Source organism: Altibacter sp. HG106 (assembly GCF_028561755.1).
Classification (GTDB): Bacteria; Bacteroidota; Bacteroidia; order Flavobacteriales; family Flavobacteriaceae; genus DFVG01.
Map to the genome: position 1 here is coordinate 306534 of NZ_JAQQTD010000005.1, position 15606 is coordinate 322139.

The following is a 15606-nucleotide window of genomic DNA, read 5'->3' on the forward strand; positions in this document are numbered from 1 at the left end:
AAACGCTTTCGATTTCTATCTTTAGAAAACAATAATTTCAACCACAAAAAAATGAGAAAAAGTCTCCTCCTCATGGCTTTTTTCGTGGGAATTTTTTCCGCATCTGCGCAAGAGTATTTTCCGAAGAATGACGGCCTGAAAGAAAAAAACACAAACTACACCCTATTTACCAACGCTACCATACACGTTTCTCCTACTCAGGTGATTCGCAAGGGTAGTCTATTAATTAAGGACGGAAAGGTCGCCGAAGTAGGGCGCTCGGTTTCCGCTCCCGAGAATTCGTTAGCGATCGATCTGGAGGGAAAACATATCTACCCTTCCTTTATTGATCTGTACACCGACTTCAGCGTTGAAAAGCCAAAACGCGCCGAAGGAAGTGGGCGTTCCCCTGTCTACGAAAGTACCCGCGAAGGGTTTTACTGGAATGATCACATCATGCCTGAAAAAGACGCGATCAATTCGTATGAATACGATAAAAAATCGGCTGATGAATACCGTAAGGCGGGATTTGGCGTTCTGGGAACGCATGTCATGGACGGAATCGCCCGCGGTTCTGGAATGCTTGTGGCCCTTAACGATGAAGGTGGAGACGCCGCTCGAATTTTAGACGACCGCGCGGCGCAGTTCTTCTCTTTTGAAAAGAGCCGGGCGAGTCGACAATCATATCCTACGTCCCTCATGGGTGCAATGGCGCTCTTACGACAGTTCTATTGGGATGCCGAATGGTATGCCGAAGGAAATAGTGATTCTAAGGACCGCTCACTAGAAGCGCTGAATGCGAACAAAGGAATGGTCTCCATTTTTGAAGCAGGAAGCAAAGACAACAACCTGAGAGCCGATAAGATAAGCGATCAGTTCAACCTGAACTACATTATTGTAGGAGGTGGTGACGAATACGAATGGATCGATAAAATCAAAGCCAGTAACGCGAAATATATCATTCCTATCAATTTCCCGGATGCCTACGATGTTAGCAATCCATATGCGGCGAAGTATATCTCACTGGCTGATATGCGTGAATGGAACCAGGCGCCCATGAACCCTAAAGCACTGGATGAAAACGACATTACCTTTGCCTTGACCACCTTCGAACTAAAAAAGCCTTCAGAGTTTAAGGATAAGCTCATGAAAGCAATTGCCTACGGACTTAATAAAGAGACGGCTTTAGCGGCTTTAACGACAGTACCGGCTGCTCTTCTGGGGAAAAGCAATGAACTTGGGAGTTTAGAAAAAGGACGCTATGCGAACTTTTTGATTACCAGTGGCGATATATTCGACAAAAGCACCACCCTTTTTGAGAATTGGGTGCAGGGTACAAAAAATGTAATCAATACGCTTGATCAGAAGGATATTCGAGGGAATTATAAAATTACCGCTGGCGGAAAGACCTATGACGTAGCCATTAGTGGAGATGCAGCAAAACCTAGTTCTGAAGTAAAAATCGGAGAGACCAGTTACCCCTCCAAATTAGACTACAGTGACAATTGGGTGAGCCTGTCATTTACCGATGAAAAAACAAAAGAAGTTTTTCGAACGACCGGTATTGTTCCGAAAGATGAGCAAAACTTCTCGGGTCGACTGCTTTTACCGGACGGAAGCGAAACCGAGTTCACAGCAACCCGGCAAAAAGGAAGTACGGAGGATAAAAAGGACGATGCAGATGAAGACGAAGGTCCTTCCGAAATCGTTCCCCTCACCTATCCCAATATTGGATATGGCTATGCCACCACACCAAAACAGCAAAATGTACTCTTTAGAAACGCAACGGTGTGGACCAGCGAAGATGCGGGAGTACTGGAAGGCACCGATGTTCTTGTAAAGAACGGAAAGATTGCTGCCATTGGAAAAAACCTGGGAGCTGGCGGCGCCAAAGTAATTGATGCCACCGGAAAACACCTTACCGCGGGCATCATCGATGAACATTCGCACATCGCTGCCTTAGCCATTAACGAAGCAGGACACAATTCTTCCGCAGAGGTAACCATTGAAGATGTGGTTGATCCCGAAGATATCAATATCTATCGCAACTTGGCCGGTGGTGTTACCTCGATTCAGATTCTTCACGGGTCTGCAAATCCAATAGGCGGACGTTCCGCAATCATCAAGTTAAAGTGGAGCGAAGATGCCGATGCTATGATCTATGATAATTCGCCCAAGTTCATCAAATTTGCTCTTGGGGAAAATGTCAAACAATCGAATTGGCAGAGCTACAGTAGATTTCCACAAACGCGAATGGGTGTGGAGCAGGTCTATATGAACTACTTTACCCGTGCCAAAGAGTACGATGCCAAAAAGAAAAGCGGTCAACCGGTTCGCTACGATGAAGAAATGGAAGTATTGGCCGAAATTCTGAATGGGGAACGCTACATCAGTTGTCACTCTTACGTACAAAGTGAGATTAATATGCTGATGAAAGTAGCGGAAAAGTTTGATTTCCGGGTGAATACCTTTACCCACATCTTGGAGGGGTATAAGGTCGCCGATAAAATGGCGGAACACGGAGTGGGCGGTTCTACCTTCAGTGATTGGTGGGCGTACAAATTTGAAGTAAATGATGCGATCCCTTACAATGCGGCCATTATGAACAGTCAAGGAGTAACCGTAGCCATTAACAGTGATGATGCCGAAATGAGCCGCCGTCTTAATCAGGAAGCGGCCAAAACGGTAAAGTACGGCGGAGTTAGTGAAGAAGAAGCCTGGAAAATGGTCACCATCAATCCCGCCAAGCTATTGCATATCGACGCTCGTGTAGGCAGTATTAAGGAAGGGAAGGATGCCGACTTGGTATTATGGAGCGACCATCCGTTATCGGTATACGCGAAAGCGGAAAAAACCATGATCGAAGGCCGTACGTATTTCGATCTTGAAAAAGATAACGACATGCGCACCAAAATTGATTCCGAACGAAATAAATTAATGAAAATGATGCTTTCCGAAAAGAACGGCGGAGGAAAAACCAGACCTCCCCGTGGTAAAGACAAGCAATATTTTGAATGTGAAACTATAAATTAAACCCCATGAAAAAAGTAACACTATTTATTACCCTATGTCTTTTTGCGGTTGGATTTATAGGAACTGCACAACAGACCCCTGCTCCTAAGCAAAGTGAAGTCATCACTATTAAGGGAGCCACCGCCCATATTGGAAACGGAAATGTGATCGAAAACAGCGTGATCGTTTTTGAAAACGGAACCATTACCGCTATCGGTGGAAGCACCACTGGAACACAAGGCCGTGTTATCGATGCCACGGGAAAACATGTGTATCCCGGATTTATCGCACCGACAAAGTCATTAGGTCTGGTGGAAGTAGATGCGGTTCGCCCCAGCGACGATCAGGACGAATTAGGAGAAATGATCCCAAACGTGCGTAGCTTGATTGCCTATAATGCCGAAAGTAAAGTAGTAGAAAGCATGCGCCCCAATGGTGTATTGATCGGGCAAACCACTCCCAATGGTGGACGTATCAGCGGAACTTCTTCTATTGTGCAATTTGATGCATGGAACTGGGAAGATGCTGCGATAAAGACAGACGATGGTATCCACCTACATTGGCCGAATACCTTCAGACGTGGACGCTGGTGGGTTGGCGAACCTCGAGGTTGGCAGCCTAACAAAGACTATCAAGAAGACGTGACATCGGTTCGACAGTTTTTGCTCAATGCAAAAGCCTACGGCGATGGAAATGCTTCCGAAGCGAATAACGAATCGTTTAAAGCAACTCAGGGTGTTTTCGACGGCAGTAAAAAAGTATTTGTGTATGCACACGGAGAAAAGGAAATGATCGATGCCGTAACGGCACTTAAAGAAAGTGGTGTTCAAGACGTCGTTGTGGTAGGTGGCTATGAAGCCCATAAAATCATTCCGTTTTTGAAAAAGAACTCCATTCCGGTACTGGTTCGGGAGCCCCATTCGCTTCCGTATCGCGAAGATGACGATTACGATCATTCTTATAAACTTCCGAAGCTCCTGGCAGAGGGAGGCGTATTAGTGGGTATTCAGAACGAGGACATGGCTAATTTCCAGACACGGAATATGGCCTTCTATGCCGGTCATGTGGCGGGACAGGGACTTGAAAAGGAAGAGGCCTTGAAGCTCATCACTTCAAATAGTGCGAAGATCTTAGGGATCGACGATCGTTACGGAACCTTAGAAACGGGTAAAAGTGCCACACTCTTCGTAAGTGAAGGCGATGCGCTCGACATGCGTACCAACAAACTTACCCATGCCTTTATCGATGGGCGTGAAATTTCGCTAGAGACACACCAAACCGAACTCTGGAAGCGCTACATGGATAAATACGAACGGGAACAATAATCAGAAAGCGGGCCAAGGCCCGCTTTTTTTATGGGGTTTGGAAACCAACTTCAATGTGGGTGTTTTCTATGGTTGAAAGTAATTGAAGAGAATCTTCCTGAAACCAATCGTCTAGTTCATGTAACGATACCTCTACCGTTTCGGGTTTGAAATTGCGATAATCTACAAATCGAATGCCGTTTATGACGCGAGGGTTATAGGCTTCACGAAAACGAATTCCGCCGCCATCGGTCGCATATGAATAGGCTAAGTAGTCCACGGTATACTCCTGCGCATGGATCCAGTAGACAAACTCATCTTCAAAATCGGTACCGCCGCCTTCCTGCTTGAACGTCACTTGTATTTCATAATAGGGCTGATTGAAAATGGTATCTCTTCCTAACACTTTCTTCTGAACCGCTGGATCATTGAGTCCGAATGGAAGCTGTGTAAAGTAATGTACCGAATTCACGCTATTACCGTACAAGGTCTTCAAAGAGTCTGAAAGGTGGACCACCGTATCATTACGCTTTCTTATAAACCCATTATTATCCAAAACATCAACGATAGAGCCGGTGCTATCCACAAAGCGACGTTCCAATCGATATGCACCCGCCTGGCGTTTGCTTGTATACTGTTTCCCCCGAAATTCAAATGAAATCTCTGCGTGCTCACATCGGCCGGAACAGGCATTCGCAATGGCCTTATCTATAATTTGCCGCGCGGTTTCAGGCGTCTTTGGTTGGCACCCTGTTAAGATGATTCCTACACTGAGGAGAACAAACTTCCAGTTCATACGAGTATCTTTGTAACAAATGTAGCCAATGGGTCACAGATGGCTATAGAACCTTACACCTTTTCAGAATGAAAAATTATATCACACTTATTGTGTTGCTACTTCTGGCAGTTACTTCGGTAGCGCAAACTGAATCGTACGTGGCGATGCTCAACGTCTTTCAAAAGCATTTTAATGGCCAGAAAGGGGCCACCATCTACCAAATGATGAATCCCCAAATGCAACAGGCATTAAGTGAAGAACAAGTGATCAGTATCGTAAAGATGCTGAACTATAATCTAGGTACGATGGAATCTTTTGAGTATGTAGAAAAAAAAGGGCGTACCGAGATTTATGAGGGCCGTTTCAAAGAAGGAAACCAATACATAGCCATTTCGCTGGATGAGGAAGGGATGCTCAGTGGACTCCGGTTTTTACCCGTTCCGGAAGCTGAAAAAAAGGCGACCATGGATCGCAACGTCACTCCCCTTGCCCTTCCCTTCAAAGGTACCTGGTTTACCTTCTGGGGTGGAGATACAAAAGAACAGAACTACCACGTAGTCTCCCAACCACAGAAACATGCCTTCGATTTCCTGATCATCGGACAGTACAATCGCACCTATCGACGAAGCGGTACCCGCAATGAAGACTATTACGCCTTCGGAAAACCTATCTACGCGGTCTGCGATGCAACTGTTTTTAGGGTTGAAACAGGAATACCCGATAACAAACCGGGAACGATGAATGCCGCCCAACCGCTAGGAAATAGTGTGGTTCTTAAAACCGAAGCAAACGAATATATTGTCTATGCGCATTTCGAAGAAGGTACTGTGAAGGTTGTAGAGGGACAACAAGTAACCAAAGGGCAGTTACTCGGAAGATGCGGTAATTCAGGGAATTCTTCAGAACCCCATTTACATCTGCACATTCAAGACGGCCCGAACATGATGACCTCTGTTGGCGTCAAATGCTATTTTGAATCCCTGCTCGTCAATGGAACGCAAAAAACGGATTATTCACCGGTACGGCTCGACGTCATTGCCCCAGTAGAAAATTAAGATGCGTACTACTTTTCTTCGTGAAACCTTCTTAAAATGGCTATTTTTGTGTGATTATGGCGCAAACAGGAAACGTATCAATTAAAAACCGTAAAGCGAAGTTCCAGTACGAACTCATGGACACTTATGTGGCGGGGATTGTACTGCAGGGAACAGAGATCAAAGCGATTCGCGAAGGAAAAGCTTCGATTGCTGAAAGTTTTTGTGAGTTTAATAGCAAAGGCGAACTGTTCGTAATCAATATGACGGTTCAGGAATATTCGCACGCTACTCACTTTAATCACAACCCCAAAAGTGAGCGGAAGTTATTGCTGAATAAGAGCGAATTAAAAAAATTATATAAAGAGGTAAAAAATAGTGGACTTACCATCATTCCGCTGCTGCTATTTACGAACGACCGGGGACTGGCAAAATTGAAGATCGCGCTCGCCAAAGGAAAGAAACAATTTGACAAGCGGGAGAGCATTAAAGATCGCGACAGTAAACGCCGACTCAGTCGGATCAAAAAGTCCTTCAACAATTAAATGCTAAAGTTTTGTAAATCGGGCACGGGTTCCAGCGCCTTTTCTATTTCTTTGAACATCATGACTATATTTCTACGAAGCATTTTCGTATGCCTTGCGTTTATAGCAAGTTTTAGTGTTTCCGCGCAAATTGTTGGAAAAGTAACCGACGCAAAAGGCAATTCACTTCCTTATGTGAATATTTATTTGGAAGGAAGCTATCAAGGCACCACTTCAAACGAAGAAGGAAATTATGAGCTCACGCTTTCCAAACAGAGTAGCTATACCATCTCATTCCAGTATTTGGGCTACAAAAAATTATCGAAGACCATCCAGCCAAAACAGTTTCCGTTTGTGTTAAATGTAATGCTCGAAGAAGAATCCATCAGTTTAGACGAAGTGATCCTTAGCAATACTGAAGACCCCGCCTATCGCATCATTCGTGAAACCATCGCTCAACGGAGAGAAAATCTGGCGAAGATTTCTGAGTTTACTGCGGATTTCTACTCACGCGGACTCTGGCACGTGGAGAATATTCCGGAACGGGTTATGGGACAGGAAGTGGGTGATTTCAATGGGGCCTTAGATTCTACCCGTAGTGGGATTGTATACCTTTCAGAAACCATTTCAGAAATTGCCTATCAGCATCCTAACGAATTCAAAGAAACCATCATAGCGAGCAAAGTGAGTGGGGATGACAACGGCTTTAGCTTTAACAGCGCCCAAGAGGCCAATTTTTCGTTCTACGAGAACTCCATTGAACTCTATAGCGCTATGGTATCGCCTATCGCCAATAATGCGCTGAACTACTATGAGTATCAGCTGGACGGCGTGTTCTACGAAGGAAACAAAATGATCAATAAGATCAAGGTCATCCCAAAACGCCCTAAAGACCGGGTGTTTAATGGCTATGTGTACATTGTAGAAGATGATTGGCAGCTCTACGGCCTCGAACTCGCTACCAATGGGCAAGCCATCCAAGTGCCTATGGTGGAAGATTTGGTGTTTAAGCAGAATTTTAAATACGACGAAACACATGATTTTTGGGTGAAAATTTCGCAATCTATCGACTTCGGTTTCGGCTTTCTAGGGGTTGATGGCGACGGAAGGTTTATCGCGGTATACAGCAATTACGATTTTGAACCTCAATTTGAAAAACGTTCGTTTACCAATGAAGTGCTATCTTTTAAACCGGAAGCTAATAAAAAAGACAGTCTGTTTTGGAAAGGATCGCGCCCCGTGCCGCTTACCGATGAAGAACTCAATGACTACATCCGGAAAGATAGTATTCAGACCTTACGAAATTCGAAGCCATACTTAGATTCTATTGATCGTAAAAACAACAAACCGGGAATTCTCAGTTTGTTGACCGGTTACTCGTTTAAAAATAGTTTTGAAAAATGGAGTCTCAATTATGACGGCCCCCTTTCGGAAACACGTTTTAATACGGTTCAAGGATGGAATAGCAAGGCAGGCGTTTCCTATTATAAATGGTATGACGACAACCAGACAAACTGGTTTCGAGTGGGCGTGAATGCTGCCTACGGAATCGCAGAAGATCGCGTACGCTTTACGGCTAGTGTATCCCGAATGTTCAACTTGAGAGACCGCTTGCGGTTTTCCCTTTCGGGTGGAAGTGAACTCACACAATTCAATCCCAGTGAACCTATCTCTCCCTTAATCAATAGTGTGTCTACCCTTTTTTTTGAACGGAATTACATGAAGCTATACGAGCGAAATTATGCACAACTCAACTACAGTCAGGAAGTGGTGAATGGACTGCATCTCTATGCGCAAGTAGCCTATGAAAATCGACAAGCAGTATTCAATAATACCGGCTATACCATCTTTCCGCAAGACGACGTTCAATATACCTCTAATAATCCACAGCTTCCGTTGAATGAAGGAATTCCGGGAGTTATAGACCACAACATAGTAAAAACACAGCTTTCCGCACGGATCAATTTTGGGCAGAAATATTTCAGCAATCCTGAAATGAAATTTAATATCGGAAACGAAAAATATCCGGAACTCATTGTTACCTTCGAGAATGGCACCAGTACCAATCGGTCTAATTACGATTTTAGTCAGCTGCGCGCCTCTTTGTATCAGAGCATCGGACTCGGAAACAAAGGTCAGTTTTATTATCGCTTAAAAGGAGGCACCTTCTTTAATGGAGACGGCATTTCCTTCATCGATTATCAACATTTTAATGGCAATCAAACGCGGGTAGGTACCTCGATAAATTACACCAATAATTTCAACCTGCTCCCCTATTACGACCTAAGCACCAATTCACACTATTTTGAAGGTCATCTGGAGCATGATTTCCGCGGTTGGATTCTCGGAAAGATTCCGGGCATCAATCAATTGAACTTTAATCTCATTGCCGGAGCACACGTCTTATCAATCGATTCAAAAAAACCGTATACCGAGTTTTCCATTGGTATCGATAATCTGGGGATCGGGAAATTTCGGTTGCTTCGGTTAGATTATGTACGTTCCTATTACAACGGTGTTGGCGATGGCGCGTTTATCTTCGGACTCAAGTTTTTAGACCTACTCGACTAACACGCAACCGTTTGAGCATTCTAGCATCTTAAAAATAAAACGATATGAACCTCGGCTACGTTCTTTTATATCTCTGGGTGGGGCTCAATATTTCATCATGTAATAATAATGACAATATTGCACAAGATGACACAACTTCTTTTACGCTACGCTTGAAAACCAATCCCTTTGGCGGAGCTAGTACCGAATACCCTTCAGAAGCGATCATTTGGAAGATAAATTTTGACAAGCAACGAATTGAAGTAATCCTAAAAGATGACAGCACCCCGGTTTATCTCGAGCAAGGAACCTATTCGTATCAACTCATTGATCATCCTTGCAATTATGGTGAGAATCAATTTCTTCGGGTCGACAATCAGGATATCGGACTGATGATCTTAGATGATCTGGCCTCTGGAACTTTGATTATTACCGGCGAATGTTATGACGGCGACCGCCTTACCTTCCAGAAAATAGAATAGGAATTAGTTCTTATCTTCCAACATAGGCACAAAACGGTATTCGCCAAATTCTTCTTTTTCGAAAGAAGTAGCATCCGTTCTCGTGAAAACGGTCATGATCTGTACCCCTTCCCCCACAGGAATGACGAGTCGGGCACCAATTTTCAATTGTGCGAGTAAGTCTTTAGGAACATGCGGTGCACCAGCAGTTACAATAATACCATCGAAAGGCGCATCGTCGGGCAGGCCTTTATAGCCGTCACCAAATACCAGTTTTTTGGGACGATACCCCAACCTGGGTAAAAACCGTTGTGCTTTTTTGAATAATTCGTTTTGTCGTTCAATAGAATAGACCTGTACGCCCATGGCTAGTAAAATAGCGCATTGGTACCCACTTCCGGTACCAATTTCCAAGACGGTATCGCCAGCGCTTACCTTCAGCAATTCGGTTTGTCGGGCCACTGTATAGGGCTGTGAAATGGTTTGATTGGCACCAATGGGAAAGGCCTTATCGACATAGGCGTGATCTATAAAACCGGAATCCATAAACAAATGCCTGGGCACCTCATTGAACGCCTCCAACACTCGAGAGTCGGCAATACCCTTGTCTTTTAAAGTGGCCACCAAACGGTTGCGCATGCCCTTGTGAGTGTAGGTATCCTTCATGACTACAAATATGAAAAACCATGGGGCAATACGCAAATATGCGTCGAAAAAAGATGCCGAATTGACCCCATACGGTTCCTTCGAGTTACACGAAAAACCGTTACCTTTGTGAAAAACACGAAAGTATGCTAAAAGCAGGCGTTTTGGGGGCTGGACACCTCGGAAAAATTCACTTGAAGCTCCTACAGCAATCGTCCCGTTACGAGCTCATAGGATTCTTTGATGCCGATACAAAAGCTGCAAGAAAAATTGAAAAGGAATTGGGGTATCAAAGTTTTCCTTCCATGGAAGCGCTTATTGATGCCTGCGATATGATCGATGTGGTAACTCCAACGGTATACCACTTCGAATGTGCCCAAAAAGTGATTCAGGCCGGGAAACACCTATTTATTGAAAAACCGATTACACAAACCGTGGACGAGGCGCAACAGTTGTTGGCCCTGGTTGAAGAACACGGAGTGAAGGGGCAGGTGGGGCACGTAGAGCGTTTTAATCCGGCCTTTCGCGCTGTGCATCACATGATCGATAACCCTATGTTCATCGAAGCCCATCGCTTGGCAGAATTTAATCCGCGTGGTACCGATGTTTCGGTGGTACTCGACCTGATGATCCACGACATCGATGCCATTCTCAGTGTGGTTGATTCCGAAGTAAAACAAATTAGTGCCAGTGGCGTGTCTGTCATCTCTGAAACACCCGACATTGCCAATGCTCGCATTGAATTTGAGAACGGCTGTGTGGCAAACCTTACAGCGAGTCGGATTTCCATGAAGAAAATGCGAAAAGCGCGCTTTTTTCAGCGAGATGCGTACATTTCGGTAGACTTTCTAGACAAGAAGGTGGAAGTGGTTAAAATGAAAGACGCGCCTAAAAAACCAGATGACTTTGCGATGGTGCTCACAAATGCCGAAGGCGTAAAAAAACAGATCTATTTCGACAATCCCACGATTCATCCTAACAATGCCATTCTAGATGAATTGAACGCTTTTGCCGAAGCCATCGAAAACAATACTACTCCTGTGGTCACACTAGCACAGGGAACTCAGGCGCTCACCGTCGCCATGCAAATTATTGAACATTTTAAAACCTTATAACTAATGAAACAGGTAGCTGTTATTGGTGCAGGGACCATGGGAAATGGAATTGCCCATACCTTTGCGCAATTCAATTATAACGTTCGACTTATTGATATCTCACAAGATGCCTTGGATCGCGGGCTTGCCACCATTGGTAAGAACCTCGACCGAATGGTCGCCAAGGAAAAAATTTCGGAAGACGACAAACAACAAACCCTCGACAACCTGAGCACCTATACGTCCTTAGAGGCGGGTGTCAAAGGAGCAGAATTGGTTGTGGAAGCCGCCACTGAAAATTTAGAACTAAAACTGAAGATCTTTAAGGAATTAGATTCGCTTTGTTCCGAAGAAACCATCCTTGCGAGCAACACCTCCTCTATCTCAATTACGCAGATCGCTGCGGTGACTTCTCGGCCTGAAAAGGTGATTGGTATGCACTTTATGAATCCTGTACCCATCATGAAATTAGTAGAGGTCATTAAGGGATATAGTACCAGCGACGAAACGTACCAAGCGGTAGCTACGCTTTCCGAAAAGCTCAACAAAGTACCGGTGGAGGTAAACGACTACCCGGGCTTTGTGGCGAATCGAATTTTGATGCCTATGATCAACGAGGCGATCGAAACACTGTACAATGGCGTGGCCGGTGTACAAGAAATCGATACCGTAATGAAACTGGGGATGGCACATCCTATGGGGCCCTTGCAATTAGCTGATTTTATTGGGCTAGATGTCTGCCTCTCCATTCTGAAGGTAATGCACGACGGCTTTAAGAACCCAAAATACGCTCCTTGTCCGCTGCTAGTCAATATGGTCATGGCAGGTAAACTAGGCGTAAAAAGTGGCGAAGGCTTTTATGACTATTCTGAAAGCCGGAAAGCCGAACAGGTTGCCGCAATGTTTAAATAAGTCCAGACATGCCTACCATTCTTCCATTTCGTGCGGTACGGCCAACGCGAGATAAAGTGAGCCTTTTAGCGGCACGCTCGTATGAAAGCTATACGGAAGCCGAACGGGAATCGCGACTGCGGGACAACCCTTTTTCATTCTTACATATCGTGAATCCCGGATACAAGTATCAAAAGGAGATCTCGGGTGTAGAGCGCTACCAATTGGTACGTAATCGGTATTTAGAATTTAAAGAGGACGGCATTTTTATTCAGGAGGAACAACCGTGTTATTATATCTATAAGATCGTGAATCGCGACGGACTCGAATTTAACGGTATTGTGGGGGCAACACAGGTTTCCGACTACGAAGAAGATCGGGTGAAACGGCATGAGGATACCATTGAGTTCAAGGAAACCTTGTTCAAACAATATCTCAAGACCGTGGGCTTTAATTCCGAAGCGGTACTCCTCACCTACCCAGACAATCCGTCACTGGAAGCCATCATGCAGCAGGTGATGGAAACTCGAGCAGAATACGAATTTACGACCACCTATAGAGACACCCATTATCTATGGTGCATACAGGAACCGCAAATGGTGGCTAAGATTCAGAACATTTTTTCGCAGATGGAGGCGGTCTATATCGCCGATGGGCATCACCGCACCTCCTCTTCCTATCTGTTGGCTAAAGAATGGAGAGAAGAAAACCCAGACCATAACGGAACGGAACCATATAATTATTTTATGAGTTTTCTCATTCCGGAAAGCGATCTGAAGATCTACGAATTTAATCGGTTGGTAACGGATCTTAAAGGGATGTCGAAAGAAGAGTTCTTGATCGCTCTCGATACGCACTTCCGTATTGAAAAACGTGGCACAGAATATTATAAGCCTTCGAAGAAACACCACTTTAGTATGTACTTGGACGGTGCCTTTTATTCTTTGTACCTTCGAAAGAGTGCGCACGAATTTAAAAGTGCTCTGGATGCCTTAGACGCCCACATTTTACATCAGCTTGTGCTGAAGCCGCTCCTGGGGATCACAGATGCCCGAAACGATCAGCGACTCACCTATGCTCATGGAAAAAAAGATCTGGCCTATGTGAAAACACAAGTAGATTCGGGAGAAGCTGCGGTGGGCTTTGGCTTACTTCCGGTGAGTACCGATGAGATGAAACAAATAGCTGATGAAGGAGGGATAATGCCTCCAAAAACCACCTATATTGAACCTAAGTTGCGTAGTGGGGTGACGATATATGAATTTTGACATGAGTATTTCAGAAAATGTAATCGCTTTCAAAAAACAACTTCCGGAATCGGTGACACTGGTTGCCGTTTCCAAAACCAAGCCTGCTTCAGACATTCAGGAGGCGTACGATAGTGGACATCGAGATTTTGGGGAGAATAAAGTACAAGAGATGGAGAGCAAATGGGAAACGCTTCCGAAGGACATCCGTTGGCATATGATTGGTCATGTACAGCGGAACAAAGTAAAGTATATGGCACCCTTCGTTCATTTGATTCATTCTATTGACAGTCCGAGATTGCTAAAAGAAATCAATAAACAAGGAAAAAAAGCCGAACGCGTCATTCAGGGGTTACTTCAGCTTAAAATTGCCGATGAGGACTCTAAATTCGGACTTACCGTCGCAGAAGCAGAAACCTTGCTCACTTCCGAAGCCTTTCAGAAATACGAACACGTTAAGATCGTCGGACTCATGGGAATGGCAACATTTACCGAGGACACGGAGCAAATTTCCAGAGAGTTTCAACAATTAAAAACTGCCTACGACCGTTGGAAAGATCGGTACGGGTTTCACACCTTATCCATGGGAATGAGCGGCGATTATACCATCGCGTTAGAAAAAAACACCACGATGGTGCGCGTAGGAAGTGCCATCTTTGGGGAGCGAAATTATTCGTAACTTCCCGATTAGACAATTGCTACATGTACGCTATTTTAGATATTGAAACCACCGGAGGAAAGTACAATGAAGAAGGTATTACCGAAATTGCTATCTATCGATTTGATGGTCATGAGACGGTTGATCAATTTGCCAGCCTCGTCAATCCGGAACGAAAAATACAGCCCTTTGTTGTAAACCTAACGGGCATTAACAATGAAATGCTGAGAAACGCTCCGAAATTCTACGAGGTGGCAAAACGCATTGTAGAGATTACCCAGGATTGTACCCTTGTGGCACATAATGCGCAGTTTGACAATAGGATTCTCACCACCGAGTTTGAACGTCTGGGCTTCAGTTTCGACAGAGATACGCTTTGTACGGTAGAGCTTTCCAAAAAGCTTATTCCCGACCTTCCCTCCTACAGCCTGGGGAAACTCGTCCGATCGTTGGGCATACCTTTAAGCGACCGGCACCGTGCTCAGGGAGACGCTAAAGCTACGCTACAATTATTCAAAATGTTATTGAATAAGGATAATGAGAAAGAGATCATTAAAAAAACAGTACGCAAAGATCCGAAACGTCAATTAGAGCCAAAGTTGCTCGATATGATTGAAGCGGCTCCAACGAAAACAGGGGTGTATTATATGCATCGGGAGGACGGGGAAATTATCTACATCGGGAAAAGTAAAAATATCCGGAAGCGATTGGTACAGCACTTTACCAGCGACAATCGTAAATCGAAACGCATCCAACTGGAAGTGGCGGCGGTAAGCTATGAAGAAACCGGCAATGATCTAATCGCTCAGCTCAAGGAGAGTCAGGAGATCAAACAAAACAAACCCACCTACAACCGCGCCTTGCGTCAGACCCTGTTTAAATATCAATTGCGGTCGCAACTGGATGCAGATGGCTATCGAACGCTTCATATTGAAAAGGCAGACAAACGGAAAGCGGCCATTACCACCTTTACGACCTATCAACAAGCCAAAAACGTGGTACATCGCATTACGGAAGAATTCGGACTATGTCAACAAAAGACAGGGATTCACAAGACCTCCGGCAACTGTTTCAAATACACCATTAAAGAGTGTGCGGGGGCATGCATCGGAGAAGAATCACCCGAATCGTATAACGAGCGTGTTTCCGAATTCATAGAAAAGCACAGTTACCACAACAAGGATATGCTTATTATCGATAAAGGGAGAAGCGTGGAGGAACGTTCTGTGATCCTTATCGAAAATGGCGCTTACAAAGGTTATGGTTATTACAATTTGAATTATCAGATCAACCAACCGGATGTACTTCGATCGATCATCACTCCGATGAAAAACGATCGAGACGCCCAACATATCATTCAAAGTTACTTGCGGAAACACAAAGTTCATAAAATCGTAACTTTAGATCCGAAACATCAAACATAAGCGAG

Annotated in this window: 13 protein-coding genes; 11 read left to right on the forward strand and 2 right to left on the reverse strand. The window is 44.6% G+C overall.

The features are described from left to right. The first annotated feature begins 51 nt into the window (after window positions 1-51). Together PO830_RS10565 and PO830_RS10570 are read left to right on the forward strand one after the other, a co-directional pair. The gene (locus PO830_RS10565) at window positions 52-3012 is read left to right on the forward strand and encodes an amidohydrolase family protein (RefSeq protein ID WP_272853532.1); all 2961 of its coding nucleotides are present in this window, start codon (window positions 52-54) and stop codon (window positions 3010-3012) included. 5 nt (window positions 3013-3017) lie between these two features. After that, the gene (locus PO830_RS10570; protein WP_272853533.1) at window positions 3018-4316 is read left to right on the forward strand and encodes an amidohydrolase family protein; all 1299 of its coding nucleotides are present in this window, start codon (window positions 3018-3020) and stop codon (window positions 4314-4316) included. 28 nt (window positions 4317-4344) lie between these two features. Here PO830_RS10570 and PO830_RS10575 read toward each other — a convergent pair whose 3' ends face one another. Continuing rightward, window positions 4345-5091, reverse strand: a complete 747-nt coding sequence (locus PO830_RS10575) for a DUF6503 family protein (RefSeq protein ID WP_272853534.1) — start codon at window positions 5089-5091, stop codon at window positions 4345-4347. A 68-nt stretch (window positions 5092-5159) separates the two neighbouring features. Between PO830_RS10575 and PO830_RS10580 the strand changes: the two genes are divergently transcribed. From PO830_RS10580 to PO830_RS10595, 4 genes are read left to right on the forward strand one after another with little or no spacing between them, the layout of a single operon-like run. Next, window positions 5160-6128: a M23 family metallopeptidase gene (locus PO830_RS10580; protein WP_272853535.1), complete on the forward strand. Its 969-nt coding sequence runs from the start codon at window positions 5160-5162 to the stop codon at window positions 6126-6128. A gap of 56 nt (window positions 6129-6184) precedes the next feature. Continuing rightward, window positions 6185-6652, forward strand: coding sequence for an SsrA-binding protein SmpB (smpB, locus tag PO830_RS10585; protein ID WP_272853536.1), 468 nt, complete (start codon window positions 6185-6187; stop codon window positions 6650-6652). Between the two features lie 60 nt (window positions 6653-6712). Beyond that, on the forward strand, window positions 6713-9202 hold the full coding sequence (locus PO830_RS10590; protein WP_272853537.1) for a DUF5686 and carboxypeptidase regulatory-like domain-containing protein: 2490 nt from the start codon (window positions 6713-6715) through the stop codon (window positions 9200-9202). Window positions 9203-9246: 44 nt separating this feature from the next. Then, window positions 9247-9663, forward strand: coding sequence for a hypothetical protein (locus PO830_RS10595; RefSeq protein ID WP_272853538.1), 417 nt, complete (start codon window positions 9247-9249; stop codon window positions 9661-9663). Between the two features lie 3 nt (window positions 9664-9666). On the opposite strand, the gene PO830_RS10600 is transcribed toward PO830_RS10595, so the two are convergent. Then, a complete protein-coding gene (locus PO830_RS10600; protein ID WP_272853539.1) occupies window positions 9667-10308 on the reverse strand; it encodes a protein-L-isoaspartate(D-aspartate) O-methyltransferase in 642 nt (213 codons plus the stop codon). Window positions 10309-10433: 125 nt separating this feature from the next. Here PO830_RS10600 and PO830_RS10605 point away from each other — a divergent pair, with 125 nt between their 5' ends. From PO830_RS10605 to PO830_RS10625, 5 genes are read left to right on the forward strand one after another with little or no spacing between them, the layout of a single operon-like run. Next, window positions 10434-11402, forward strand: a complete 969-nt coding sequence (locus tag PO830_RS10605; RefSeq protein ID WP_272853540.1) for a Gfo/Idh/MocA family protein — start codon at window positions 10434-10436, stop codon at window positions 11400-11402. A 3-nt stretch (window positions 11403-11405) separates the two neighbouring features. Continuing rightward, window positions 11406-12293 carry a 3-hydroxyacyl-CoA dehydrogenase family protein gene (locus tag PO830_RS10610; RefSeq protein WP_272853541.1) on the forward strand — a complete coding sequence of 296 codons (888 nt, stop codon included), beginning with the start codon at window positions 11406-11408 and terminating at the stop codon, window positions 12291-12293. Between the two features lie 8 nt (window positions 12294-12301). Beyond that, window positions 12302-13540 (forward strand): DUF1015 domain-containing protein, encoded by a 1239-nt coding sequence (locus PO830_RS10615; protein ID WP_272853542.1) that lies wholly within the window; start codon window positions 12302-12304, stop codon window positions 13538-13540. A gap of 1 nt (window position 13541) precedes the next feature. Beyond that, window positions 13542-14198: a YggS family pyridoxal phosphate-dependent enzyme gene (locus PO830_RS10620; protein ID WP_272853543.1), complete on the forward strand. Its 657-nt coding sequence runs from the start codon at window positions 13542-13544 to the stop codon at window positions 14196-14198. Between the two features lie 23 nt (window positions 14199-14221). Further along, window positions 14222-15601 (forward strand): exonuclease domain-containing protein, encoded by a 1380-nt coding sequence (locus tag PO830_RS10625; protein ID WP_272853544.1) that lies wholly within the window; start codon window positions 14222-14224, stop codon window positions 15599-15601. Window positions 15602-15606 lie beyond the last annotated feature (5 nt).

Excerpts from the sequence above, each read along its gene's own strand:
- PO830_RS10565 (WP_272853532.1), top strand. The coding sequence starts at position 52 with ATGAGAAAAAGTCTCCTCCTCATGGCTTTTTTCGTGGGAATTTTTTCC.
- PO830_RS10570 (WP_272853533.1), top strand. The coding sequence starts at position 3,018 with ATGAAAAAAGTAACACTATTTATTACCCTATGTCTTTTTGCGGTTGGA.
- PO830_RS10575 (WP_272853534.1), bottom strand. The coding sequence starts at position 5,091 with ATGAACTGGAAGTTTGTTCTCCTCAGTGTAGGAATCATCTTAACAGGG.
- PO830_RS10580 (WP_272853535.1), top strand. The coding sequence starts at position 5,160 with ATGAAAAATTATATCACACTTATTGTGTTGCTACTTCTGGCAGTTACT.
- smpB (WP_272853536.1), top strand. The coding sequence starts at position 6,185 with ATGGCGCAAACAGGAAACGTATCAATTAAAAACCGTAAAGCGAAGTTC.
- PO830_RS10590 (WP_272853537.1), top strand. The coding sequence starts at position 6,713 with ATGACTATATTTCTACGAAGCATTTTCGTATGCCTTGCGTTTATAGCA.
- PO830_RS10595 (WP_272853538.1), top strand. The coding sequence starts at position 9,247 with ATGAACCTCGGCTACGTTCTTTTATATCTCTGGGTGGGGCTCAATATT.
- PO830_RS10600 (WP_272853539.1), bottom strand. The coding sequence starts at position 10,308 with ATGAAGGATACCTACACTCACAAGGGCATGCGCAACCGTTTGGTGGCC.
- PO830_RS10605 (WP_272853540.1), top strand. The coding sequence starts at position 10,434 with ATGCTAAAAGCAGGCGTTTTGGGGGCTGGACACCTCGGAAAAATTCAC.
- PO830_RS10610 (WP_272853541.1), top strand. The coding sequence starts at position 11,406 with ATGAAACAGGTAGCTGTTATTGGTGCAGGGACCATGGGAAATGGAATT.
- PO830_RS10615 (WP_272853542.1), top strand. The coding sequence starts at position 12,302 with ATGCCTACCATTCTTCCATTTCGTGCGGTACGGCCAACGCGAGATAAA.
- PO830_RS10620 (WP_272853543.1), top strand. The coding sequence starts at position 13,542 with ATGAGTATTTCAGAAAATGTAATCGCTTTCAAAAAACAACTTCCGGAA.
- PO830_RS10625 (WP_272853544.1), top strand. The coding sequence starts at position 14,222 with ATGTACGCTATTTTAGATATTGAAACCACCGGAGGAAAGTACAATGAA.